Here is a 25,199-nt window from a genome sequence, read left to right on the forward strand (position 1 = left end):
TAATAAATATGGCAACAATAAAAAATGTTTTTTTTACCCAATCAGATCGTATCAAGTAATACCCCTTCTTGACGTGCGCCTTCAAAGATTTGATATAAAATTTTTGACTGTTTTTCTGAGGGCAGGGTTATTTTTTTCGAGGCCATCTTTTCTAAAACGTCAAGGTGCATGGAGCTTAGATTTTTGATGCCCTTATAATTTTTATAATAACTGAGCAAAGTATTCCAGTCTTTGGCAATAACTTTAAGAACAAAGATTTGATTATCAATACTTTTGTCTACCGCCTTGACATCTTTACTTTCTTTTGCCTTATATTTTTTATCTTCCCTGTGGATAAATAGACGAGGATCTTCAATAGGAAATTCAATGTCAATTTCTTTAACGGCAATCCAGCACATAGAATTTTTAGTCCACTGTGTGATGTTAGCATAACCTGGTGCAGGATGAGTTACTTTATGATATACTCTTTCAGAAATAAGTTTTAGCATCTCAACAAGTGATTGTGGGATTTCCTGAAGTTCCCATATAAGGTCGAAATTAAGTTCAAATCTGGAGGCTTGTGTTAGTTCAGACAGATATGAAATAGTATATGCTACTGTCTGCGCTCGAAATCCCCCATCATACCATGGTGCAGCTGAAACCATTCTCTCTACAGTCCTGAATAGAATAACTCTGCAAATCGCATCTTTAAAATAAACTTCGGTTATTGCTAAATTGTCCTTTTCCAAGGTTTCGGTAATTTCATCAGCAAATTTTTTAAATGCTTCCTGTGCTCCCTTTGATACAATATCAGGTCTACCACGCCACATAATTTCTGTCTTTGAAAGGAGTGTTTTGTCTACAACCTGATTTTTAGGATTTTCTAGTAAGAATTTTGCTTTTTCAGTAGCTTTAAGATATGCCTGACTATTTAAATATTCACCTCGAACTCGCTCATAAAACCAGTGGGTTCGTTTTTGTGCGCCCCCAGTTGCAGGAGCGAATATTCTATTAGAATATTCCTTCATGTCTTTATGGAAAGGACTATTTGAGAAAAAGTCTGAATTATTTATTTTGTTTTGCGTATTTGCGTATTCGGCAACCTTTGATACAAAGTCATCTTGATTTTGTGTGCTTTTTACCACTGAAAGTTTCATCTGGACAGCAACTTTGGAGACATCAAGCTTTGACGTCATTTTAGCAGCGTAAATAGCGGAGGTGGTTTGCCCTCCATTTACAATCTGGAAATTTCGAATTTTTTTAAGCCTTCCGTCATTTGATATTTCTACTGATTCTGCTGTGGCAGTTATACCATTATTATAAGCAAAAACATTTCGGGATTATACTCAATTGTATTTCTAAGCCCCTTATTGACATTCCCCTTGAACTGTAGAAATGTGCGTACATTTTGCTCAAAAAGCTTTTGTCCATTCTCCTCATAAATATCAACCAAAAGGTCACCACTTATCACCGCAAGATATGATTGGTAGCTATTTTTATCATCGTTAATCTTAAGACACGGAAGATCAATTTCAATATCTGAAACGGCAGATTTAGTTTCCGACTCATAAATATTATGTAAATACTCAATATCCACAACTCGGAAATCAAACTGTATATCTTTGATGCTTTCGGCAGGAAGTTCAAGCAGATTTCTTGTTGCTTTACCGTCAGTTAGGACCATAAGCCTAACTTTATTTAACTGTTTCCTTTCAAAGTATCTGAAGATGTTATAAGCCATTGAATATGCTTCAGATGTTTCTTCCATTTCACTGTAGAGTTGTTCAGTACACTTATTAAAAAATGATTTTAATCGACTGAATTTAGTCTCTATCTGACCTTTAGTAAGTGTCTGAATCGTATCGTCTTGGTAGAACTGATGGTTAAGAATGGTAAGAATTTTTCTTTCTTCATCATAATCATAACCGTATGCCTCCAAACCTCTTTTAATATATTCTGCCGGTGTATAGTTAGTGGTCAAGTCACCAACACTTACAAGATCTTCACAGACAATTTCAAAAAATGACTGGGCCTTGAACAGACTCCTAGATTCTGCATCTATTAGAACTGATTGAATAAAATCTTCGTGAAATTCATCTAATGTTGCCATGGGATGGTGAGTTAAAAAGCTGCGTTAAGGTTTGTTTCAAAAATAGAACACTTAGAAAGATCAATGGTATATTGGAGTGCTACAATCTGATTAGCGATTTCTTTTGGGGTAATTTTTGGAAATTCACTATTGACTTTAAATGCCTTTTTGGTATCAGTGAAGTACTTAAAAAATGGTTCTTCAGAAATACCATCAAGATAACCGTATAAGGCGAGCTTACTTTCAAAGATATCTAGTAAATAATGATTGTCGGTAAATTTATCTTTTATTTCCTTTATCAAATCGATTATAGATCGGCCAGTATTATTTTTAGTAAGCCCATAGGCTACAAGTGTTAAGGGCTTTAGTTCAAATATTAATTGGTGCATGGATGAGATTTTTATGAAAGGTCCATTTGATGATATAAATGTTTTTATTTCTACCAAGCTATTTTCAAATGAAAAATCCTGTTTATGAAAATCAGGACCTACCCATGAAAGCAATGCATCTTTATCACTCATAGTTGGCATAACGCATTCTATCAAAAAAATGAGTTCCCCATATAATCCCATCTGGACTTTTTCTGATAACATCTTTGAAGCAACCTGGCTCAAAAATCGTTGCCAGTGTTTCAGTCTTTTCAAAATTGCAATAAACAGTTGGGTTTCATCTCTGATAGATACAGCAATAACTATAAGGTTTGAACATAGTGTATGGAATATTTCCTTGTCGGAAGAATTATTCAAAATTAGATATAACTCATCGTCAGAATCTGTCAAATATCTAATAATCATAGAAATTCCACTGAATTTTCCAACGTCCTCAAATTCTGCGGGGATGGTTTTAACATTTATTCTTATACCAGCTCGACCACCATCATCCAATATCCAGAAAATATTATGATTTGTTTCAGTGTCTATCCTTCTTCCACTGGAGATGAACATATTGTTCCATGGATTATTAAGTTGGTCAGTCATCTGAAATCTGATCTAATTCAAGGTCTTTTAATAAATTTTGATAATAAACAGTATTAATTTTTAACGTTACAATATCTTCTTTCGATGTAACATCTCCCGGAAAGCTTGTTCCAATGGCTATCATTTCGGTTATACTGTCAAAATTCGAAGTTGGCATGCCATCCTTTTTGAATGTAGGTTCTATGATATGGATCATCAAAAGTGGACGTTCCATATTTTTACGAGTTAAACCTCGGTCAGGACCGTAAGTTTTTCTTAGTTCGGGATCTAATATAGCAATTGATTCAGCTGACCCAGATGATACCTGTCGATTCTGAATTTCAAAATAACCATCATCCTTATATGAGAATTGTCTAGTCTCTCTTTTAACTTTAATATCCTTATATTGAAACGTGCTTCCAATGCCGTTATGCAATGAAATATCCCATAGCGTTTCACGCTCTTCTGTAAACTTTTCTATGAATGGCAATGGCATTCTTGATGTGAGTCCCAATCTATCGTTTTCAAAAGTCTTGAAATTCTTTAAAAAATTTCCAACAACCGATCGATCAATTTTTCTCCAAATGAAGCTACCTTCGATTGGTTCTGGATTTGGCAAAGCATCAATCAGATTTTTGACCAATTGAACATTTTTTTCAATATCATTAGGGTCACTTCTAAGGCGACTGGTTTCTTTTAGTCTTCCATCAAGCTTGAGAGAATGAATATATTCTGTGACATTTTTTTGCTTGTTTCTGGCAGTTACCTGCAATGCACTATCAGGGTTTTCTTGAACAGCCAGTCCGAAGTCATTAGGAGTCATGCCCTTCTCGGCCATTAATTTAAAATCTAGGTAAAGATCTTCCGTAGATTTAATTATTTCTGAAAAATCATCAATTCTTTCAGCAGACATAAAAATTCTGCATAAATCTTCATACCCTGGCCTATATCCGAACCATCTACCCATTTGAAGCAAGGTGTCCCAAAAAACTGTACTTCTCAAGAAATAACTGATACTTAGACCCTCTACTGTAAATCCTCTTGCAAGACTTGTCCCTCCAATAACTATTGCATTGGTAACAATATCATTTCTATACACTAAAGGGAGTGTCGTTTTTTGATGCACTTCCCTGATAATGACTGAATCAATGATCTTAACTAGACTTTTTAAAACTTCTGACCAGCTAAATTCTATTTCTGGATAAACATCAAATAGTGTACTCTTTAAGTTCTGTAGGTGTATACTTTGTTCTATTGCATTATCAAGTTTTCCATATGATGTTATATCCTTTCTAACTAATGAAACATAAGCTCCAGCTAACTTTGCAATCATTTTATGGACATCCGTAAATCTTGAAGCATGAATGAGCATACTATTATGCTTGTTCCCTTGTCCCCTCAGTGCTCGAATGCCTACAACTAAAAGAAAAAGTCTTATGGCTTTTAATAAACTTTCAGGCAGAGCATCGATACTTAAATCTTTTTTATGGTTCAACGGAAGTAAATTTCTCCAATCATTGATTGCAACTAAGTGTTTCCTCTTATTGTCGAGAAATATTTTTCTTGCCCCAAAGTAGTTTGTGGGAGCATCGAGCGCATAAATAAAATCCTTGGGAAAAAGATCTCTTCCTAATTCCGTATTTTCAGCATTATGGTCAATAAAAATATTCGCATAAGGTGTAGCTGTAAAAGCGACGTAAGCGCTCTTTTGGAATAGACTTAGAAGAATGCGAAGTTTTTTATTTATTTGAGTTGGATCATCTTCTTCCTTCGTATTAATGGATGCATAATCAGATTCATCATCGATTACTAGCATTGCATGTTTCACAATCTTGTTCACATATTGCTTTTGTAGCCAATCAATTACATTTTTTAGAGTTCCGGAGTTTTTCTTTATAACAAGAAGTATCGGCACGCTGATATTGTCGAAATTTAAACCTTGGGCTACCTTATCTGCATCATGCTTATTGAAGTCTTTTTCTACAGTTGTTAGGCTATAAGGCAATTTTTCGTGGCTAGAATTTCCTTTGCCAGCGCCTACTTGTATCCCTTTTGATTGTCCAATGAATGCTTCATTTAGTCGTTCTTGAGTTTGATTTCTCAGGTTGTTTTTGTCTCCAGCAATAACAACAATAAATTTATAACCTGCATCGGCGGCTTTACAAACTATTGCTGCATAATTGCCGGTCTTGCCTGATTGTACATGGCCGACTACCATGCCATAGCGAGAGAATACTGATGAAGATGGATTCTCCAGATTATCCATAACGACATCAGTATCTTCATCAATTGTCTTCACTACATCTGGCGGAAGTGTTGTTTCTAGAAAACTTGCATATCTATTCCAATAATATTTTTCTGATTTTTGCTTATGAAGAGTTGACCACCAGACTGTATCGCGTTCTTGTTGCTCATCTCCTTGAATAAGTGTGCCATTTGGTAACTTAACGTTGAAATGAATTTCAAATTCCCGTGTTAATCTATTCCAATCACTTTCTGATAGATCTGAATATTTTTCTATAGAAAGTATATCCGCAAATGTTTCAGTGCCTACTGTTGCGATGACTTTTCTTATTTTAGTAATTTCTTCTTCAATTTTGTCATGAGCAAGGGCTCCTGTCACTTTAACAAGCTTATTGTGTATATTTTCCTTTATTGCTTGATAGCTAATTGTGTCCATTTTGAAGTAGGTTTTTGCGATCGTTGTATAATTCGGTTTTCAAAAGCTCATTTATATATTCTTGTGAAAGACCCGCATCAATTAATTTTTTAGTCAACTCAACAATGTCTTCTTCAGAAAATGCAGATTGTTGTTTAACCAAATGAGGACTTTTTTGAAGCTTGAATTGAATTGCTTCTAGCGGAAGATATGCTTCCAGTCCTTTTAAATAATAGTTTAATTTATCAAGATTTTCAGGAGTAAGGCTAGAAGACAACTCCTTGTAAAATGGATGCTCATGATTTACTGCGAAACGGAATTCGTCATTGAGCGGAAGAATTTCCCAGAAGTGCACTATGTTTTTATTTTCAATCTTTCGACCTCTACCTGTAAATGGTCTCGATCCTTTTTCTGTTGATTGGCCAATGATACGGCGCAAATCATTTTTTATTTCCTCGGAAGGCCTTGCAATAGATTTTTTGATATCTATTCCCCAATAAGTATCGATGCTATTAGGTATATCAATCTTAATTCTAACAAGTTTGTGTGCATCTAAAGATTTGTGAAGCCCCCACCAAGTACCATAAATTAGAATTCGATTCTCTCTATATAAATAGAATCCCTGAGATTTAATGTAGCCATCTTCAGTTGCATATAATTCGTATTCTTGCTGTGACAGCTTTGAGTGATGTGGTAAAATATAAGGCTGGACTAAAATAGTTGTTCCATACAATTTAATTTTTTCCAAGGCAAGTTGCTGTGTAGCCGAATGGTTAAGATTAAATGGATTGAATGGGATAAGTGGGTTCTGATTAACAAGTATTCTTACCGATTTTGAAGTTTCTGATCCTTCTAAATATTTATGAAATACTAGAGATAGATGTTTTCTTAACTTGTCAATAACGTTAGAAAAACCATTTTTTTCACATCTATCGACGTTTTCCCAGCATACAAGAGTTCCACTGTTTAAGTTTAAAAGTTCTTCATAAAATGGATAATGGTCAATTTTATCTGGATTAATGAGTAGCCAAGCATTTTGTTCAGATATATAATCGATATCCCATTGTCTAGCAACTACAGAGTTATCTTTTTTTGAAATGACAGTTAGCTTTTTACACTGAGAAAAGGATGCGGTTTTAAGTCCTAATCCAAATCGTCCAAGATCTGTCTTGGTTCTGACTTCACGAGGGTGCTTGGATGCTAGTCTCATCGCTTCTGATAGCTCTACTTCAGACATTCCAAAACCATCATCAAGCATTGCAAATATTAGATCAGGTTGAGGTATGGTAACGATTTTAATATTCAAACACCCTGCGGTAAGACTATTATCTATAAGGTCAGCAACAGCTACCTCAAAAGAATACCCTATGTCTCGGATAGATTCAATAAAATTTCCAACATTAGGATTAACAAGTTCGGTCTTTGGCATTTTTTTGAGAGAGGAAACTTTTAATTAAAAATCTAAAATAATAAACTTTAAGTATACTGTCATCTATTAAAGCCGTGTTCAGCTATATATCTATCTCTTAATGTAAATTACAATTGGTAAGGTAGGCAATTTTAACATTCGGACAATTACATGATGAGAAATCTTATTATTTTTAAGCATTTCAAACTATAAATTTATGGTAGCAATAAAATGTCTAAAGAAAATCAAATGATCCAAATTAAATTCACAAGAGAGGATCTCTATAATATAGTTTGGGAAAAACCACTAAGCCATTTTATCGAACTGTATGGTGGCACTTACGCCGAGGTCAAAATGCTGTTAGAAAAATATAAGATCCCAGTACCGCCAAATGGATATTGGTCGCAACTAAGGGCTGGACACATAATTGAAAAGAAAGCACTTCATATAGATAATACTATTGCAGAAAAGATTATTTATGAACCCAAGCCACCCAAGATCAAGAGAGAAAAACGAATAGAGCAGCATTTTCAGAAGGCAGAAGAAAAATCAGTTGATAAATTTGATAAGGTAGTCTCCGAAGCACAGAGGATATATCAAGCAGAAGCTAAAGGGCGGGACAACAAGAAGCTGATATCGATAGGCTACCATGCTTTAAGTATTAATGTGAGTCCGACCTTAATAGAAAAATCACTGCGATTCTTCAACTCTGTTATCATTGAAATAAAAAAGGCTGGAGGGACTATTAGTGTAATGCCACATTCGACGTTTACGATGTTTAATGGCGAAAAGTTTGTTTTATTGCTAAGGGAAAAACAAAATAGAATCGAAAAAAAAGATGCCCAGTATTCTTGGGATAATTATGAATACATCGGCTCTGGAATACTCCATTTCAAGATTGGAGAAAATTCGTGGAATTCAAAGGAGTGGAAAGATACTACATACGTGTCGATCGAGGAAAAGGTGAATGATATTATTGAATTTCTAAAGCTTGCAGCAATTAAAGCAAAGGAACATCGGAAAGAGCAGGAATTATGGAGAGCAAAGGTCGAAAATGAGCGACAAATCAAGGTTAACATTGAAAAAAGGCAGGCTACTGAACTCGTAGATTTTTTTAAATTAAAGACCGATTCCGAGTTATGGGAGAAAGCTGTGCTAATGAGAAGATACCTTGAAGAAACTGAAAGGCTGGCAAGGGAGCAGAACAGGTATAATGAAGAAATGGAGAACTACCTGTTATGGGCTAGGAGCAAGGTAGACTGGTACGATCCATTTATAAACAAAGATGACGAACTACTTAACGACGTGGATAAGAAAACGTTAACCGCAGTTAAAAAAGGCTATTGGTAAATAGTGCCTTTTTGTTTGGAAATTGCATGATTGTTGCTATATTTGCACTATAAGTAATTACGGTCAAAACGTATTTAAAAGCAGTGGGGAATTCAATGAGTACCGAATTTAGCTGTTTGTAAATCATTGATATAAAAGCTTTTAGTGGGGTGGTTCGATTCCCCTACGGGCTACTGGTTACAAAACGAAAACGAAAGGCTGTAAATCTTAGATTTACAGCCTTTTTTGTTTTAAACTATGCCTAATGAGGCAAAAATTCTTCTATATAAAGCATGTCATGCAGTGAGTTGTACAACTCAGATACAAACTCCTGATGGTCTAGATTTAACCAAGGATAGGCACGGAGAGGGCAGAATAGATGGGTGTTACAGCGGAAATGGTAGTATTCAATCTGCTTCCTTGCGGAAATTGCTAAAACAATCAATAAATTAGGTTAGTAGGCACTATTGGGATAGCTTCAAGACTTCCAATGCAGTAGCACTTCGTTTTTAGGATTCCTTTCAGAAATAAAATCCAATACCGAATTTAATGGCCTTCTAACTTCTCATTTAGCTTCTTTCCCAAAAATCTCATGATATCTATTAAAATTGATCCCATTTGTACCTCTCCATGCCCTTCCAGATTGAATTAGAAGCAAATCAAAAAGGGTTAACTATGCCTAACGATTTTATACAGCTTGCTAAAGCTCTCCATCAAAATGGAAAAAATACTGAGAAATAATATACAAAGTATACAGGATAAAGGAACTGTTTGGAAAATGCTACTAATGTTGTTGGCATTTGATCTAGTGGCGCTAGTAATTCATGTGGTTTTTTTTATTAAAGGCAGTTCATTTATGCTAAATGAGGAAATGTATCCTAAATTATCCTTCTTTTTTGTAGCTCTTGGAATCATCATATTATCTATGGTCATTCTTAAGTTTGGTAATGATAAAGCATTGATTTTAGGGTGCACTTTTTCTGCAGTTCCATTAGTTTTCACCTTTGCTCTGATGATAGCTAAACTAGATTTGGTTGTCAAGAGAGAAGAATCACAAGCACTACATTATTACCATACATCCACCCAACAAGATATTGCATTAGCAATCGAATATAACAATGTCGAACTGCTTAGTGAATTAATAGCTAAAGCTAAGGAAGCAGATAAATTGAGTAGTGATGAAAATCAATATAGCTATTTACAATTCGCAATAGATATGAATTGCTCAAATGGAAAACTAAAGAATTCTTTTGAAAAAATATTGAGAGTATTGCTAGAGTCAGGCATTCATGCAAATGATGCATTGATTGCTGATTATGATTGTTTATCACCAGAATCTGTAGTATTATTATTAGATTTTGGAATGAACCCTAATCGCAATATTAGAGGAAAAGATCCATTAATTTTTGATATGATTGGCAAGGGCGAGAAAGAAAATGCCATAGTGCTATTGCTGATAAGGAGTGGGGCAGATATTGATGTGAGAAACTCAAAAGGTCAAACCCCAATAATGTTTGCGGCTCAAGTTGCGGCCGCATTTCCTGAAAAGGAGAGCAACTGGAATTTAGTGTATAAGCTATTAGAATTAAGGGCAAATTTTACTTGCAGTGCAATGGATGGTAGCACTTTAGGTAATATTATAAGGGCAGCTAAAGTCAATGCTGCAAGAAAAAAGCAGTCAATGCCAACAATTTTTTTCTTAGTATCAAAATGGATGACAGATCATCATTACGCTGATGTACCTTTCTGATTATATTAAGAAGCTTCAGCAATACTTCAAATAAACTAGAAACTTAATATGGAAATTTTTTTCAATTACCTAATTACTTTTTTGAGGTTATATGGGCTATGGTGTATACTTGGCTTAATTGCCTTTTTTTTTATCATCTATTGGGTGATACATATTGGTAAACTTGGGCTTTTCAGACGTAAAGAAAGTTTAAGTGGAAATCGAATTACTGGATGGATAGTTTTTGGAATGTTCTTTATATTTTCAGTTTCGATTTTTATTAATGAGATTAATCCGGAATATTTAGGTTTAGGTTATGCTACAACAGGACCTAAATTATTACTTCATCAAAAAGGAGTTGTTTGGCTAGAAGATTATTATAGCCGTTCGGCAGGGGGCATGGGATCTTCTGTGAATTACCGTATTAGGGGAATTGATTTAGGGAGTGGAAAGTTACTATTTACTAAATTGATTGGTAGAAGCTATGAATTACAAGGTAATGGAGCTAAGGTAGCTTGGTTAAAAAGTGATAATAGGTTGGTAGCCACAAGCCTAATTAATGGATCAACTATTGATATGTTTGATCGACCTCGACTGGGTAAATTGAAAGGGATGGAAACTGGTGTTTATAAGTTTGATTATAATGCCCTTACAGAAAGTATTGAAGTTATTGCGAAAGATGGTCATAAGACATCTTTTTTAGTAAAGCATGGTTCAGAGAAATTAGCAAATCAATTAGATATGAACCTAAAAGTCGATGCAAATCTAATACATACTAGAGATGGGGTACCTATTGTATCGTTGCATAAACAAGGAGAACAACAAAGACTGGTTTTCGCAAATAAAAAAACCGCTAGTGAATTATTTTTGCTTGCTGGGCGAATATTAGCCGTAGACACATTAGCTGGAAGATTTTTTACTTTCAGTTATAAAACACTCGATCGTAAAGAATTTATTATCAGCTGTATTACAATGGATGGCAATTTGTGTTGGCAGGTTGGACAACAACAACTTGGTGCATCTGATTTCATTATTCCGTCACCAAGGTTAAACGCTTCTTTTTTTTATAATGGGAAGTTAGTTGTTTTAGTGGAAGGTTTTATATTTGCTTTAGAAGGAAATGGGGGGGTATTAGAGTGGTTAAAGAGGGTTTAAAAATTGCCACAATATTATTGCAGCAGTTTAGATGAATTTCAATTGTTTATTTTTTGACTTGCTGGTCTATCCACTTATGAATATCATTTAATACTTTAGGAGATATAGTTTGTTCTATACTTCCATACTCGCCCATTGAACCAGTTTTTAACTCTTGGAAAAGATGTTTACTTACCTCTTCTGTATAATAAGATTAAGGCAGTGTTGGATCTTGTAGTCTAGTAACCTTGGTTTTGGTCTGTGCAATAGATGATATTGCAATCGTTAGGACAATACCTAATGATAAAAAATGTTTATAGTTCATATTTTTGTTTTGGTGAGTTGTTTTGCTATAAGGAAACGTTTAACTCTATGTTTACAGCGGATTAAATTAGTTCATATTCAAATGGATATGAATCTATTTCCTTATTAATGTTTTGATTCTGTTGGCAAAAACCAAAAGAATAATAATATCAACTATCAAAACCACTACTACAAGCTTTGGCATGCCCATAAACCAGATTGTATCCATTATTCCAATCTTAAGTAAGTGATTGAAAAAAAGAAGAACCACAAAACCTTCCAGCAGCATAGGTAAGATAAGGAATGACATAAAATATATAATTCTATGCCTTGAACATAATGATTTAAAGGCAATTGTTAATGGATAAGCAAGTACAATAAACATTAAAGCTAAAACTACTAGCCTAGCTAGATAAGCATTTTGAATAAAGGTTTGTGCTGTTCCCATTTCATCGCCTCCACCAAATAAAGCAGTAATTACCCTTGCTAGTGGTAAACTTGCAAATATGAGAGAAATCCCCCAAGATTTATTTGATGGGTTGCTTCCATATTTAATCAATAAAGCACCAACCCAGATAAGGATGTAGTTAACCATTGGGCCTTCCAATATATTTGGTATTGTGCCTGCATTTATACATGTCTTGGAAATGGGCTGTACATTGTTAAAGTCTCTCGTACCCCATTCTCCGCACCATAATCTTCCAAGAAGCATATGTGAAGTTTCATGCAATTCGTGAATTAAGTGTCTGAGTGCTATAAAAGCTATAATAAATGGAAGGGATATTTTTAGTGTCAATTTTTGTTCGTTATCCATAATTTATTTTTAAAAGTAATTTCAGATATTGTTTAACAATGCATTATGACTTTTGATATTGCACTGTAAGGCTAGTGCCAATTGAGAGCAAAATTAACCCATACTAATTTGCTATAAAATCATCTTTATAGGGCGTTTGGGAGCTAAACTTAATGTGATAAAGTGTGTTTAGTTCATTTATATAATGTTCTTAAACAATAACTAAAATAAAGGCTCACCCTTTAGGCTTAGGTGATTTTTTAGATTGAAGACTTAATGCTATTTATAAAAAAAATTGAATGCAAGAATGAGCAGGGCTATACCAATTGGAGCAAAATTTCGTCAACTCTTGATAGAAGAACTTGGACTATAATACATTCTTAGCATGCAGGACTAATTTTGATTCTATTTAAATTTAACAAACTCACTTTCTGATATTTTGCATTTAGTATTTAGGTATTAAGTAATTTTCTTTATTAAGCTTAATATTGTTTATTTGTAATGACCACAAACAAATAATCATATGCGACTTAAATCCCTCATCATCCTGGTATTAGAGCTCAGCTTATCCACTTCCTTATACGCACAAAATTATCAAGCCAACTGGGAAAGTTTAGACGCCAGACCTATTCCCACCTGGTTTGGTCAAGCTAAATTTGGGATATTTATTCATTGGGGAGTGTACTCTGTACCGGGATGGAGTACAAAAGGTAATTATGCAGAATGGTATCAAAACGGATTAAATGGTAATGATACTGCCCGTATTTCATATCAAAAAAAACGTTTTGGTGAGCGCACCTATTATGATTTAGCAAAGGATTTTAAAGCTGAATTATATAACCCTGATGAGTGGGCTAAACTCATTGAAAAATCAGGCGCTAAATATGTCGTGTTAACTTCTAAACATCACGATGGTTATGCGATTTGGCCGAGTAAAGAAACCGATAAAACATGGGGATTTCCTTGGAATTCGGTTACTACAGGTCCACATAGAGATTTATTGGGTGATTTATTTACTGCATTGCGTAAAACTAGTGTAAGACCAGGTATGTATTATTCTTTGTATGAATGGTATAATCCATTGTATAAAAAAGATATAAAAAGCTACGTGGATAACCATATGTACCCACAAATGTTAGATTTAATTAACACTTATAAACCTGATGTTTTTTGGACGGATGGCGATTGGGATTTGCCTGCGGAAACTTGGCGTTCGCAAGAATTTTTGGCATGGTTATATAACTCGAGCCCAGTTAAAAACTCAGTAGTAACCTATGATAGATGGGGTAGTGGCATTCGGTTTAATCATGGGCAGGTGTATACACCAGAGTATCAACCCGATTTAGATTTTGAGGATCATGCTTGGGAAGAAAGTAGAGGAATGGGCTATTCATATGGTTACAATCGTGCGGAAGATGCTTGGGATTATAACACAACACAGTCACTCATCATTTCATTAGTGGATAAAGTAAGTCGTGGAGGTAATTTTTTATTGGATATTGGTCCCGATGAGCATGGCAAAATACCGCCAATTATGCAAGAGCGTTTATTGCAAATGGGCGACTGGTTGATTGTTAATGGAGAAGCAATTTACAATACGGTTAGATGGAAGAATGCTTTTCAATGGAGTGAAGGAAATCAGTATTATCAATCTAAAAAAGTGGAAGGAGATTGGAAAACCACAAACGATTACATGACGAAAATTACGATTGATCCAGATCCTGGTTTTGCGGTAAAAGAGGTTTTTTACACCTATAATCCTACAACAAATGCTTTGTATGCTATTTTGCCAAAATACCCTTCCAACAAAAAAATCAGATTAAAAAATATTATTTTACCTAATACTGCCTCTCTTAGTTTATTGGGTAGCACAGCAAAAGTGGTTTGGCATATACAAAATGATGCAACGGAAATTGATTTGCCAGAGTATGATCCAAATGTATTTAAAGCACCTTATGCATATGTGCTAAAAATTGCAGGCTTTGGTCAATTTGCACACAAACCAGAAATTGACGTGGTTCAAAATAACAAAACTTTACAAACTACAATTCAACTCAAAGGCAATTCAACAGCGATTTATTATACACTAGATGGAAGTGAGCCCACCACTAAATCAACCAAATATAGCAAACCGTTTAATGTGACTGCTAAAAGTATGATTAAAGCCATCGCATTGCGGGATGGCGCTTTAGAAAGTAATGTAAGTGTTAAAGAAGCAAAAGTTTATCGATGGAAAGCGCCTATTAAAATAGCTGCAAAACAAGGAGTAAGTTATGAATATCTTGAGCCTGTGGGTAAAATTAATATGGAAACTTTAACAAATACTGCGGTTAAGACCAAAGGAGTTACGCCTACCTTATCAATTGACAAAAAGGAGAGAAAAGATAAATTTGCTCTCCGTTTTACTGGATATATTCATATAGATAAGGATGATTTGTATACTTTTTATTTAGATTCTGATGACGGAAGTAAGCTTTGGATAGATAATGAAGCAGTTGCAGAAAATGATGCAGCTAAAGGCAAACCTCAGCCGAATGGAACTATTGCGCTTAAAAAAGGATATCATAAAATTGGCTTATGGTATTATGACAGTGGTGGCGGCAACAATTTAACCGTAAGTATAGAACCCTTAAACGGTAAAAAATCAGTGATTACCGCATCGCAATTATTTCATTAACATGCAATTATTAACTTTGGCTAAGCAGTTATAAACGACTTTTGGTATTGTAATGGACTTTTTCCTGTTATACTTTTAAAGTATTGATGAAAGCTGGCGAAGTTATAAAAACCACTATCATAACAAACTTCTTTTACATTTACTTTTCCATCCATTAAGAGTTTACAAGCGTGACTAACTCTTATCTCATTAATAAACCTAGAATATGTTTTCTTGCTTCGTGATTTAAAATATTTGCAAAAAGAATTTGGACTAATTTTAGCCACCTCAGCGATGGTTTTTAAATCGATTTTCTCCTTGAAATTAGATATTGTATAATTGTAAATAGAATGCATCCGATCTTTTTCTAATTCTTGAAAATGATACTTAAACCCCATAGAAACTAAATGTTTTACCTCTTTGGTGGCTGCAATAGAGAGCAATGCTTCCATCAGGTTAATAATTTTTCGACTGCCACTTGTTTCAATTACATTCGTAATTAGCCTAGCAACTTCCTTTTTTGCTGTTCCGACAATTTGAACGCCTAATTGTGATTGTTTTAACAAGTCTTTTAATTCTTTATTCTCCGGAATATCCAAAAACTCTGCTCCCCAAAAATTTTCATTGAAGTGAATTACTCTTACATCCACATCATGATCATCTTCAGTTATGCTATCAAAACGCCAATAATGAGGTACATTACTGCCTACTAAAATTACATCTCCAGAATTAAAATTTTCAATACTATCTCCAATAAATTGTATTCCACTTCCTTTTGCAAAATAAATTAGCTCAACTTCTGGATGATAATGCCAGTGACTATTAATGTCAGGGACAATGTCTTTTCTAGCACTAAAAGAATGAATTAAATCTGTCGATACTTTTAAAAGTTGCGGTTTCATAGTCTCGTTTAGTAGGTAATAATTCAGTATTATTGTTGAATTTTAATTAAAAATAGTTAAAATAATATAATATCGCTTACTATTTAGTAAAGATTAAGGCTTAGTGTATCATTTGGCTTTTTAATATCTTTGTCTGTAGAACATAGTGCTAAATGAAACATATACTAGATAATCCCATTTACAATTCTTTAAACTCTGCTCATCAAATTTTTGCTAATGGAACTGAAAAATGTGAAATATTATTCAGGAGATATTGCTCCATTTGCAGGTTTAAAGGATAATTCTGTTCAAGATTTTGAAATGCTTTATGATAATAGTGCTATAGAAAGTACGTTTGTCGTTTTTACACCAGTAGCATATCCTATTCCTAATCAATGGAAATTGGTTCATCAAATTGACATGTTTCAAATGGTGTATGAATCTAAACAACTTCCAGCAGGAGATGATTTAGACTTTAGGAATTTGGATAAATCTCATGTAGAAGAAATGTTAGCACTTGTTAAACTAACAGAACCTGGTCCATTTCGTTCGCGAACAATAGAATTTGGAAATTATACTGGAGTAATGAATAGTGATGCATTAGTCGCAATGGCTGGTCATCGATTTAGTCCAACACCTTATGTTGAAATTAGCGCAGTGTGTACTCATCCAAATCATTTAGGGAAAGGATATGCTTTCGGACTTATTCGTGAACAGATCAAAAGAATAGTAGAGAAATCAGAAACTCCTTTCCTACATGTTAGGAATGATAATGATGGTGCAGTAAAGCTGTATCAAAAATTAGGGTTTCATATCCGTAGTGAAATGATTGCATATGTTATTCAAAAAGTAGTGAAATAATATACTATTTTTTCAAAAAATAGTAAGAGTTACCATCACATCCAGAAATTACAACTAAAATAAAAGACTACTTTTCGTCAATTTTGAGATCTTTTAAATAATTATTAACTGATATTTCTTTCAATTAAGTTACAGAATCAATTTTTTCTGACGTAGCTGTTGATGGTACAACTGATAAAAGTACCCAGAGTCAAGATATGAATACTAGAGTAATACCTGATGCAGAGTTAAATAACCCAGATTACAATAGAATTGGTTTTTATTGGATATAGTGGGTATGAAAACAATGTTCCACCCCCTTGATAAAATCCCATAACTAGTTATAAAAACAGAGATGGTAGTTTATAAGTTAGAGGCAGTACTTGAAAAAGGCTGCCTCTTTTTTTATCTAATGAAATTTTGGTGATTAATAATTATCTCTTCTTTTTAAATCCAATTTAGAAGGGATTTTGGTAATCAAGAAAAATGCAACAACAGTGATAACAATTTGTAAAATAACTAGGCCTATTGCAAACGCATTAAACTGAGGAGAAGTTTCTAAATTAAATAAACGATGTATATTTTTTACAATCAAAATAATTAATAAGTACTTAGCCCACGTAAAACGTCTTTTAATTAAAAAAACCGAAAAATATCTCAATGCTAAAAATACACCTGCAATAAGGACATCGCCCCAATCCTCAAGCCCCCGCATAAAAAGAATAACAAGCCCAATGATAAAGCTACATAAAACAAGATTGGAAGCAATTGTATAGTTTTTACTAAATTTATTCATCTGAGATCATCAATGCGGCTACTCTTCAAATATCGATAATTCTTTTTTTATGCCCTAATATTTTGCTTAATTTCTCTATTTAAATAGGTTTAATTCACACATTATGAGCAATTAACAACATCCTCGTTTTAATCATCAAATAAATTGACATATTTGATTCATAATAAACAATTCAGTTATGGAAGATATTAAGCTAGATTTAAATGATAAAGGCAAAGGAGCTTTTTTTGTTATGGATGGGGAAGAACAATTAGCAGAAATGGCATTAGCTATTTCTGATGATGATTTAATTGTATACCACACTGAAGTAGTTCCAAAAGCAGAAGGTAGAGGATTAGCAAAAAGCTTACTGAATGAAATGGTAAGTTATGCTCGCAAACATGGACTTAAGGTAGTACCACTATGTCCTTATGTTCATGCCCAATTCAAAAGGCATCCAGAAGAATTTGAAGATGTTTGGATTAAAGGGGATGAAGATTAATAAGAAGAGCATGAATAATTATTATATTTTGTAGATGCTCGGCTGACATTAGTAGCCCCTATTAATTTTATTTGAGTGAAACCCTGATTTTCACTCTTTCTGGCATTCTATTAACCAATTGGGCCATCGCCCTCCAATTCCTCCTGCACCAACTCTTCGAAGAAACTGCTAAATACACGTTTAGTGGCTTAGGTTGATATCTAAAATCGAAGTCAAATACAATTTTAGAATAGAAATTTAAATATTTGATTTCCAGTCATTTAATTAGTTAAAAAATATTTTTAAAATTGACGTAGGGGTAAAGTTTCTTTTCGTTGTCTCATTTTAAAATTCGACAGAAAATGAAAATTACACACTACAAAACAAATACACTAAAAGGTAAAACTGGGTTTAACCTATCGATCTTTAAAACTTTAATATTCTTAGCAGTTTTAACTACTGGGATTATTAGTAAGGCACAGCAAAACAATACTACAAAAATAAACGTTGGCCTAATATACCCGCTAAGTAGCAATGGCAGAAATGCACCGCTTGATACAAATAGTCTTTCTATAAATGTATTAGCTGGGGTTTCTTCAGTAGAGAAGGGTGTAGCATTTGCAGGACTTTCAAATGTTGTTCGCAACAATACTTACGGGACTCAATTTGCAGGTTTCTCTAATCATATCGGTAAAAAAGCTAGTGGAGCTTTATTTGCTGGTTTTGCAAACACCTACCATGAGGGTGATGGAGCCGCTTTCGCAGGCTTTGCAAATATAGCACACGGAAATTTAAAGGGTGTACAGTTTGCTGGCTTTGCAAATGTAGCCATGAATGTTAATGGGGCGCAATTTGGAGGCTTTATGAATGTTGCAAAAAATGTATCCGCTTCGCAAATTTCTGGTTTTATGAACAAGGCAAAAGATGTGAAAGGTTCTCAATTTGCTGGTTTCATTAACATTGCTAGAAAAATAAAAGGTGCCCAAATAGCTGGTTTCATTAACATTGCAGATAGTAGTGATTGCCCAATAGGTATTCTCAATTTTATTAAAAATGGAGAAAAAAGCATTGGTGTTAGTGCCGATGAAAACCAAACAGCCATGCTTATTTTCAGGTCTGGTGGTAAAACGATGTATGGCATATTCGCTGTTGGTTATAATTTCAAAAACGAAGATGAAATTTATGCATTAGAAGTAGGTTTGGGTGTGCACTTTTTCCAATCAGATAACTTTAGGCTTAATATCGAACTAACTCAAAGCACTTTAGAAAGTTTTAAAGAAGGCGAATATTTTAAATCATCATTTAAGCTTTTACCAGCTCTTAAGCTAAGTAAACATATCGAAATATTTGGTGGACCAGCCGTAAATTTTGTAAGCACAAATACTATTGAAGGTAAATCTTTGAATCCCAAAAAACACATCGATCAATGGCAAAGTAAATGGTCAGATTATCAGGAAACCTTATATATCGGCTATGGAGGTGGTATCAACATCATTTTCTAATTATCAGATATTAAATACACACAAATTATTACAATTATGAAAAAATTAATCACTTTCAGCTTACTAGCCATTCTATTTTTAACTTCTTGTAAAAAAGATAGAATTACAGCCGATGGCAATATCATTACAGAAACTAGAAATCCTGGCAATTTTACTAAAGTTCATACCAGTGGAGCAAACAATGTTTATATCAAGTTCGGGGCTGATTATAAAATTGAACTAAAAGGTTCAGCTAACCTTATGCCTTATTTCAAAACCAACATTGTAAATGGTAAACTTTATTTAAGTTTTGATAATGTAAATGTTAAACAAGATGATATTGAAATATTTGTCACACTGCCAAGCATAAAAGCGATTACGCTTAGCGGTAGTGCTAAAATTACGTTAAGTGGTAATTTCCCAGTTATCGATTTCTTAAATTTTGATATCAGTGGATCTGGTGATATTGTGGCAAACAGTAATATTCTTGTCGAAGAATTGAATGTCAATATCTCTGGTTCAGGTAAAATTGAAGCTGAGAAAATAACCAGCAACTATGCTGATGTTACCATTTCAGGTAGCGGAGATGCAAGAATTGGAGTGCAAAGTGAATTGAAAGCATCTATTAGCGGTAGTGGTAAAGTGTATTATTCTGGTAATGCCACAGTAGAATCCCATATTAGTGGATCAGGGAAAGTAATTAAATTTTAAAACTTAAGCTCATGATTAACCTTCAACCATATTTGCAATCTTTCGGCTCTATTTTCGGAGCTGAAAGAATTGCTCTGACAGATATATATCAGTTACAAAGTAATGCCCCAAATTTATTGGTTTATACCATGCCTGCTATTATTTTACTTACTGTATTAGAGTTTGTTGGGTCATATTTTAGTGAACATAAAACCTATGAAAGCAAAGAAACACGAGGTTCGTTATGGGTTGGTTTAGGTAATTTAATAGTGAACCTTTTAATGAAAACCATTTTAATAACGAGTGCAATTTGGATTTATAATCAACTTCCATGGCGCATGGAGTTAAACTGGTGGACTTTGATTTTTTGTTTTGTTGGTTATGATTTTTGTAGCTATTGGTCGCACAGAACATCACATTACAATCGTTTCTTTTGGGCAACTCATGTAGTACATCATTCTGCAGAACACTATAATTTAACAGTTGCTTTTAGACAAAGCTGGGTGCAGCATTTTAAAACAATATTTTTCATTCCTGTTGCCCTAATCGGTTTCCATCCTGTAATATTTCTTATAGCAAGCCAATTAAGTACGCTGTATCAGTTTTGGGTACATACAGAAGCTATTGGAAAGCTTCATCCATTTATCGAAAAGTATTTTGGCACTCCATCTAATCATCGTGTACACCACGGAAGCCAAGAAAAATATCTGGACAAAAACTTTGGGGCAACATTTATGATTTGGGACCACATTTTTGGATCTTTTCAATATGAGGAAGAAAAGCCAGTTTATGGGCTAACAACGCCAATTGAAAATAAAACCAATCCATTTGTGCTCAATTTTCATGAATATAAAGACATGTTATATGACGTAAAACATAGTGATGGAATTAGAGAAATGTTGTTTTTCGTTTTCGCTAGTCCGGCAAAAATATATAAACACAAATTAAATAATGTCGAAAAATCTGATTTAAAGACTAGGAAAATTAATATAGTTGTCATTAAAGTAGCTGTCGCGTTGGCAATGCTTTTGCTAAGCCAGATGGTAATAGCACAAGAAACTAAACCAGCAAAATTGCCAACTCCAAGGGGGAAAGATTTATTGTTCTTTTTACAGCGTACCCCAGATGCAAATACTGTAATTTATGAACTGAATTATAAAACAGATGGTTCAATAGATTATAAATCACCAGTTAAAGGTTCGTGGATTAGATACGCTGAGAATGGAATTTATAAAGATTTAACAGGTTTCGAAAAAAAGTTTGCTTATGGTGTAAAATGCAAAGCAATTGGCGATGGAGCTTTTGAGATTAGATTAGCAGCTTATCAAAAAATAGCCATGTACCTATTGAAATCAGAAGATGATCAGAAGTATAGGATTTATATTAAAGATGAAGGTAAAAATTTATTGCTTAAAAGAATTTTTGTAAAAGTTAATGGTGGTACTTTCTGGTTCCCAAAAGTAGAATATATAGATTTATTTACAACCAATAGTGATAATGGAATTGAAATTTTAAAAAGAATTAATTTGGGATGAACCTTTGAAAGGTTACCATAAGTTTAAAAACCAATATATTTGAAATACAATAAGAACAAGTGAATTTAATACAGACAATTCCTGCAAGTACGTATAACGATCAATCTTTTGAGCAATTGTTTAAAGCTCATTACAAAGCTTTGCATGCTTATGCCAACATGATTTTAAAGGATTTAGACCTTGCCGAAGAAATAGTGCAAAATATGTTTTTAAGATTTTGGGAGAAAAGAGAGTTGTTAAATGTAGAAACTTCCATCAAAGCGTATTTGTATAAATGCGTTTATAATGATAGTCTTAATTATTTAAAACATGAAAAGGTAAAGGTGAAATATCATGATTTTACCAAGCATACCATGAGCGAGTTGAGTGAATCGGCAGCAGCTAAAGTAGAATTAGGAGAGTTGCAATTTAACCTAAGAGTAGCTTTAAATGAGTTGCCAGAGCAATGCAGAACGATATTCCAGATGAGCAGATTTGAAGAATTAAAGTACAGAGAAATAGCAGAACGGTTAGGCATATCAATTAAAACTGTTGAAAACCAAATGGGAAAAGCATTAAAAATACTACGTATAAAACTGGTAGATTTTCTGATTTTGGTTTTAATAGGAATAACATATTATAAAGATTTTATAAACTAGGGAAAGCATGAACGATGAATTATTGATAAAGTTTCTACTTAAAGAAACTAGCGAAGAAGAAAATGCTGAGGTACAGAGGTGGTTATCCATGGATACTGAAAATGCCACTTATTTTGCACAATTTGAAAAAATTTGGAATGCAAGTGGAAGTTTAAAAGAAAAAACAACTGTTGATGAAAATGAAGCATGGCTAAAGTTTAAAGAGAAAGCAGATCAACGCTTAACTAAAAAAGAAACGATAGTTAACCCATTAAATAGAATGAATGCCTGGTTAAAGATTGCCGCAGTTTTTGTATTAGGTTTAAGCATATGGACAGTTTATAATTTTTTTGGAAATTCTACTTATCAGGATATTTTTTCTGGAGATAAAGTGATTAGTCAAATTCTTCCAGATGGCTCTGAGTTAACGATTAATAAAAATTCTGAGATCAGTTATGCTAATAATTTCAAGACTAATAGAAGAGTACATTTAAAAAAGGGTGATGTTTTCTTTAATGTTGCGCATGACAAGAGCAACCCTTTTATCATCAAAATTGATGATGTTTCGGTAGAGGTTGTAGGAACTTCATTCAACATTCAACATTTAAAAGATGAAACAGAGGTGGTTGTTGAAAGTGGAATTGTAAAAGTTTCCTTAGGAAGCGAGGAGATTACGTTAGTCAAGGGTGAACGGATTTTAATTGATGCGAATACCAAAGTTTTAATCAAAAAACAAAGCGATGATCAATTGTATAATTATTACAGAACTAAACTTTTTGTAGCCAATAATACGCCATTGCCAGAATTAGTAGCTAAACTAAATGAAGCTTACGGTAGCAATATCGTATTGGGAGATGAAGTAAAAGATTTAACCATTTACATTACATTAGAACTGGGCTCTTTGGAAAATAATTTAAAATATGTTTGTGATGCGCTGAAATTAAAGGTTTCTCGTAACCAACATGAAATTTTGTTGTCTTATAAGTAATGAAGAGTAAACTACTATTCTTATTTCTTATTTTGACTGGCATTTGTAAAGCACAAATGCCTATAAATAATTACCAGAATAATCTTTCTAAACGAGTAACTTTTGACATTAAGCGGCAAAAGGTGAGTTCTGTTTTACAACAAATTAGTAATGCAGGAAATTTTTATTTTGCTTACAATGGGGCCCTATTTAAACAAGATAGTTTAGTAACATTAAATGCCAAAAGCTTACCAATTAGAGATGTGCTAGATCAGATTTTTGATGGAAAGGTAGATTACAAGGAAAATGACAAATATATTATTCTACGCTATGCGGTAAACCATTTTACAATAGAAGCAGATAACATTACAACTGCTGAAAATTTATATATGATTAGCGGTTATGTAATTGATACAGAAACTGGAAAAAAGGTCAAACAAGCTAGCGTTTACGAAAAAAAACTACTGCAAAGCACTTTAACTGATGACAATGGATTTTTTAACCTAAAGTTTAAAGGCGATCATGCCGCAATAATTTTAACTGCAAGTAAAGAAACGTATAGAGATACCGCTTTGGTGTTTCTATCAAGTATTGATATTAAGCCCCAGGGTTATAATGACCCAGATAAAGAAAAGGGAACTTTTTTTTCCGATGCGATTGAAGAGTTGGGAATTGGTAAATTTTTTCTATCGGCCAAACAACGCATTCAGAATAGTAACATCCCTAATTTTTTAGCAAACACACCTTTTCAGGCTTCCTTAACTCCAGGTTTGAGCTCTCACGGAATGATGAGTTCTAAAGTGGTAAATAAGGTTTCATTAAACTTATTGGGCGGTTATACTGCAGGTGTAGATGGAGTAGAGGTTGCAGGTTTATTTAACTTAACCAAGGGTGATGTAAATAAAGTACAAGTTGGAGGTTTATTTAACGTAGTCGGCGGTTCTGTTAATGGTATTCAAGTTGCTGGTTTAATGAATAACGTTCGCGGAAATGTTAAAGGCATACAAATTAGTATGGCAAATACAGTTAAGGGAAATGCAAAAGGAGTACAAATAGCTGGATTAAGCAACATCACTTCTAAAAATACAGGTGGGCTTCAATTAGCGGGCTTAGCTAATATTAGTATTCGTAGTACCCATGGAATGCAAATTGCTGGCTTGGGGAATATCACTTCTAGAACTTTAAGAGGGATGCAACTATCGGGTGTTTTTAATTACACAAGGAATAATAAAGGTTTTCAATTGGGATTGATAAACATAGCTGATACCTCTTCTGGAGTTAGCTTTGGTTTGATTAATATAGTTAAATCTGGCTATCATAAAATCAGTTTATCAACGAATGATTTGATCAATGCCAACATTGCTGTAAAGACAGGTAATGCATCACTTTATACCATTTTCTTTGCAGGTAAAAACTTTTCAGATACCGCAAAAATTGAGACATTTGGTTTAGGTTTTGGACATGATTTAATTTTCAATAAACGAATTTCGATAGCTGCAGAATTAACGGCACAACGCATTCATCTAGGTAATTGGGATCATGCAAATATTTTAACAAAGTTTCACGCTAATCTTCAAATCCAACTATTTAAGGGGATTACCATTTTCGGCGGACCAGTTTATAACTATTACATTAGTGATGCGCCAATAGGTTCAAGTGCTAAAAATTATAAACAAAACATTGTGCCAGCAAAACATCAAACCATTAATGGTAATAAAGGCTGGTTAGGTTATAGTGCAGGGATTACAATAATGTAATTTTAATTGAAAATACATCATTGCATTTATATTGTTGTAAAAAGACAATTGCAATGCAATGAGAAAGTTAAGCAATTTATATTTTTTAATAGGTAGTTAATATTGATTTCCTGTAGGAGGACAAAAGAATGAAATAAATC

General features: G+C 33.6%; 18 protein-coding genes and 1 pseudogene. 12 read left to right on the forward strand and 7 right to left on the reverse strand.

Annotation, left to right across the window (positions count from 1 at the left end):
- Positions 1–41 precede the first annotated feature (41 nt).
- From WC622_RS03670 to WC622_RS03685, 4 genes and pseudogenes are all read right to left on the reverse strand, one after another.
- A pseudogene (locus WC622_RS03670) lies at positions 42–2,089 on the reverse strand (AIPR family protein).
- Positions 2,090–2,100: 11 nt separating this feature from the next.
- Complete coding sequence (locus WC622_RS03675) at positions 2,101–3,045, reverse strand: PD-(D/E)XK motif protein (protein WP_372817399.1); 945 nt, start codon at positions 3,043–3,045, stop codon at positions 2,101–2,103.
- Positions 3,038–5,704: a Z1 domain-containing protein gene (locus tag WC622_RS03680; RefSeq protein WP_372817401.1), complete on the reverse strand. Its 2,667-nt coding sequence runs from the start codon at positions 5,702–5,704 to the stop codon at positions 3,038–3,040. The genes WC622_RS03675 and WC622_RS03680 overlap by 8 nt, the downstream gene beginning before the upstream one ends.
- Positions 5,691–7,112, reverse strand: a complete 1,422-nt coding sequence (locus WC622_RS03685; protein ID WP_372817403.1) for an ATP-binding protein — start codon at positions 7,110–7,112, stop codon at positions 5,691–5,693. Before WC622_RS03685 ends, WC622_RS03680 begins: the two co-directional genes overlap by 14 nt.
- 210 nt (positions 7,113–7,322) lie before the next feature.
- Between WC622_RS03685 and WC622_RS03690 the strand changes: the two genes are divergently transcribed.
- The 3 genes from WC622_RS03690 to WC622_RS03700 all read left to right on the forward strand — a co-directional run bounded on the left by WC622_RS03690 (position 7,323) and on the right by WC622_RS03700 (position 11,304).
- Entirely contained in the window at positions 7,323–8,441 is a 1,119-nt protein-coding gene (locus tag WC622_RS03690) for a hypothetical protein (RefSeq protein WP_372817405.1), read from the forward strand.
- 697 nt (positions 8,442–9,138) lie between these two features.
- Entirely contained in the window at positions 9,139–10,170 is a 1,032-nt protein-coding gene (locus tag WC622_RS03695) for a hypothetical protein (protein ID WP_372817407.1), read from the forward strand.
- Positions 10,171–10,314: 144 nt separating this feature from the next.
- Positions 10,315–11,304 (forward strand): hypothetical protein, encoded by a 990-nt coding sequence (locus WC622_RS03700; protein WP_372817409.1) that lies wholly within the window; start codon positions 10,315–10,317, stop codon positions 11,302–11,304.
- 397 nt (positions 11,305–11,701) lie between these two features.
- On the opposite strand, the gene WC622_RS03705 is transcribed toward WC622_RS03700, so the two are convergent.
- Complete coding sequence (locus tag WC622_RS03705; RefSeq protein WP_372817411.1) at positions 11,702–12,400, reverse strand: hypothetical protein; 699 nt, start codon at positions 12,398–12,400, stop codon at positions 11,702–11,704.
- 502 nt (positions 12,401–12,902) lie between these two features.
- Here WC622_RS03705 and WC622_RS03710 point away from each other — a divergent pair.
- Entirely contained in the window at positions 12,903–15,056 is a 2,154-nt protein-coding gene (locus WC622_RS03710) for an alpha-L-fucosidase (protein WP_372817413.1), read from the forward strand.
- Positions 15,057–15,076: 20 nt separating this feature from the next.
- On the opposite strand, the gene WC622_RS03715 is transcribed toward WC622_RS03710, so the two are convergent.
- Positions 15,077–15,937 (reverse strand): AraC family transcriptional regulator, encoded by an 861-nt coding sequence (locus WC622_RS03715; protein WP_372817415.1) that lies wholly within the window; start codon positions 15,935–15,937, stop codon positions 15,077–15,079.
- Between the two features lie 216 nt (positions 15,938–16,153).
- Between WC622_RS03715 and WC622_RS03720 the strand changes: the two genes are divergently transcribed.
- Entirely contained in the window at positions 16,154–16,777 is a 624-nt protein-coding gene (locus WC622_RS03720) for a GNAT family N-acetyltransferase (protein WP_372817417.1), read from the forward strand.
- A gap of 406 nt (positions 16,778–17,183) precedes the next feature.
- Here WC622_RS03720 and WC622_RS03725 read toward each other — a convergent pair whose 3' ends face one another.
- The gene (locus tag WC622_RS03725; RefSeq protein ID WP_372817419.1) at positions 17,184–17,552 is read right to left on the reverse strand and encodes a hypothetical protein; all 369 of its coding nucleotides are present in this window, start codon (positions 17,550–17,552) and stop codon (positions 17,184–17,186) included.
- A 178-nt stretch (positions 17,553–17,730) separates the two neighbouring features.
- On the opposite strand from WC622_RS03725, the gene WC622_RS03730 reads away from it, so the two are divergent.
- From WC622_RS03730 to WC622_RS03760, 7 genes are all read left to right on the forward strand, one after another.
- Positions 17,731–18,033 (forward strand): GNAT family N-acetyltransferase, encoded by a 303-nt coding sequence (locus WC622_RS03730; protein WP_372817421.1) that lies wholly within the window; start codon positions 17,731–17,733, stop codon positions 18,031–18,033.
- A gap of 341 nt (positions 18,034–18,374) precedes the next feature.
- Positions 18,375–19,514, forward strand: coding sequence for a hypothetical protein (locus tag WC622_RS03735; protein ID WP_372817423.1), 1,140 nt, complete (start codon positions 18,375–18,377; stop codon positions 19,512–19,514).
- A 36-nt stretch (positions 19,515–19,550) separates the two neighbouring features.
- A complete protein-coding gene (locus tag WC622_RS03740; protein ID WP_372817425.1) occupies positions 19,551–20,204 on the forward strand; it encodes a head GIN domain-containing protein in 654 nt (217 codons plus the stop codon).
- Positions 20,205–20,215: 11 nt separating this feature from the next.
- Complete coding sequence (locus WC622_RS03745) at positions 20,216–21,718, forward strand: DUF4833 domain-containing protein (protein ID WP_372817427.1); 1,503 nt, start codon at positions 20,216–20,218, stop codon at positions 21,716–21,718.
- A 59-nt stretch (positions 21,719–21,777) separates the two neighbouring features.
- On the forward strand, positions 21,778–22,356 hold the full coding sequence (locus tag WC622_RS03750) for an RNA polymerase sigma-70 factor (RefSeq protein ID WP_372817429.1): 579 nt from the start codon (positions 21,778–21,780) through the stop codon (positions 22,354–22,356).
- A 7-nt stretch (positions 22,357–22,363) separates the two neighbouring features.
- A complete protein-coding gene (locus WC622_RS03755) occupies positions 22,364–23,323 on the forward strand; it encodes a FecR family protein (protein WP_372817431.1) in 960 nt (319 codons plus the stop codon).
- Positions 23,323–25,059 carry an STN and carboxypeptidase regulatory-like domain-containing protein gene (locus WC622_RS03760; protein ID WP_372817433.1) on the forward strand — a complete coding sequence of 579 codons (1,737 nt, stop codon included), beginning with the start codon at positions 23,323–23,325 and terminating at the stop codon, positions 25,057–25,059. The genes WC622_RS03755 and WC622_RS03760 overlap by 1 nt, the downstream gene beginning before the upstream one ends.
- Positions 25,060–25,199: the final 140 nt, after the last annotated feature.

It is taken from the genome of Pedobacter sp., from assembly GCF_041662865.1.
Lineage (GTDB): Bacteria > Bacteroidota > Bacteroidia > Sphingobacteriales > Sphingobacteriaceae > Pedobacter.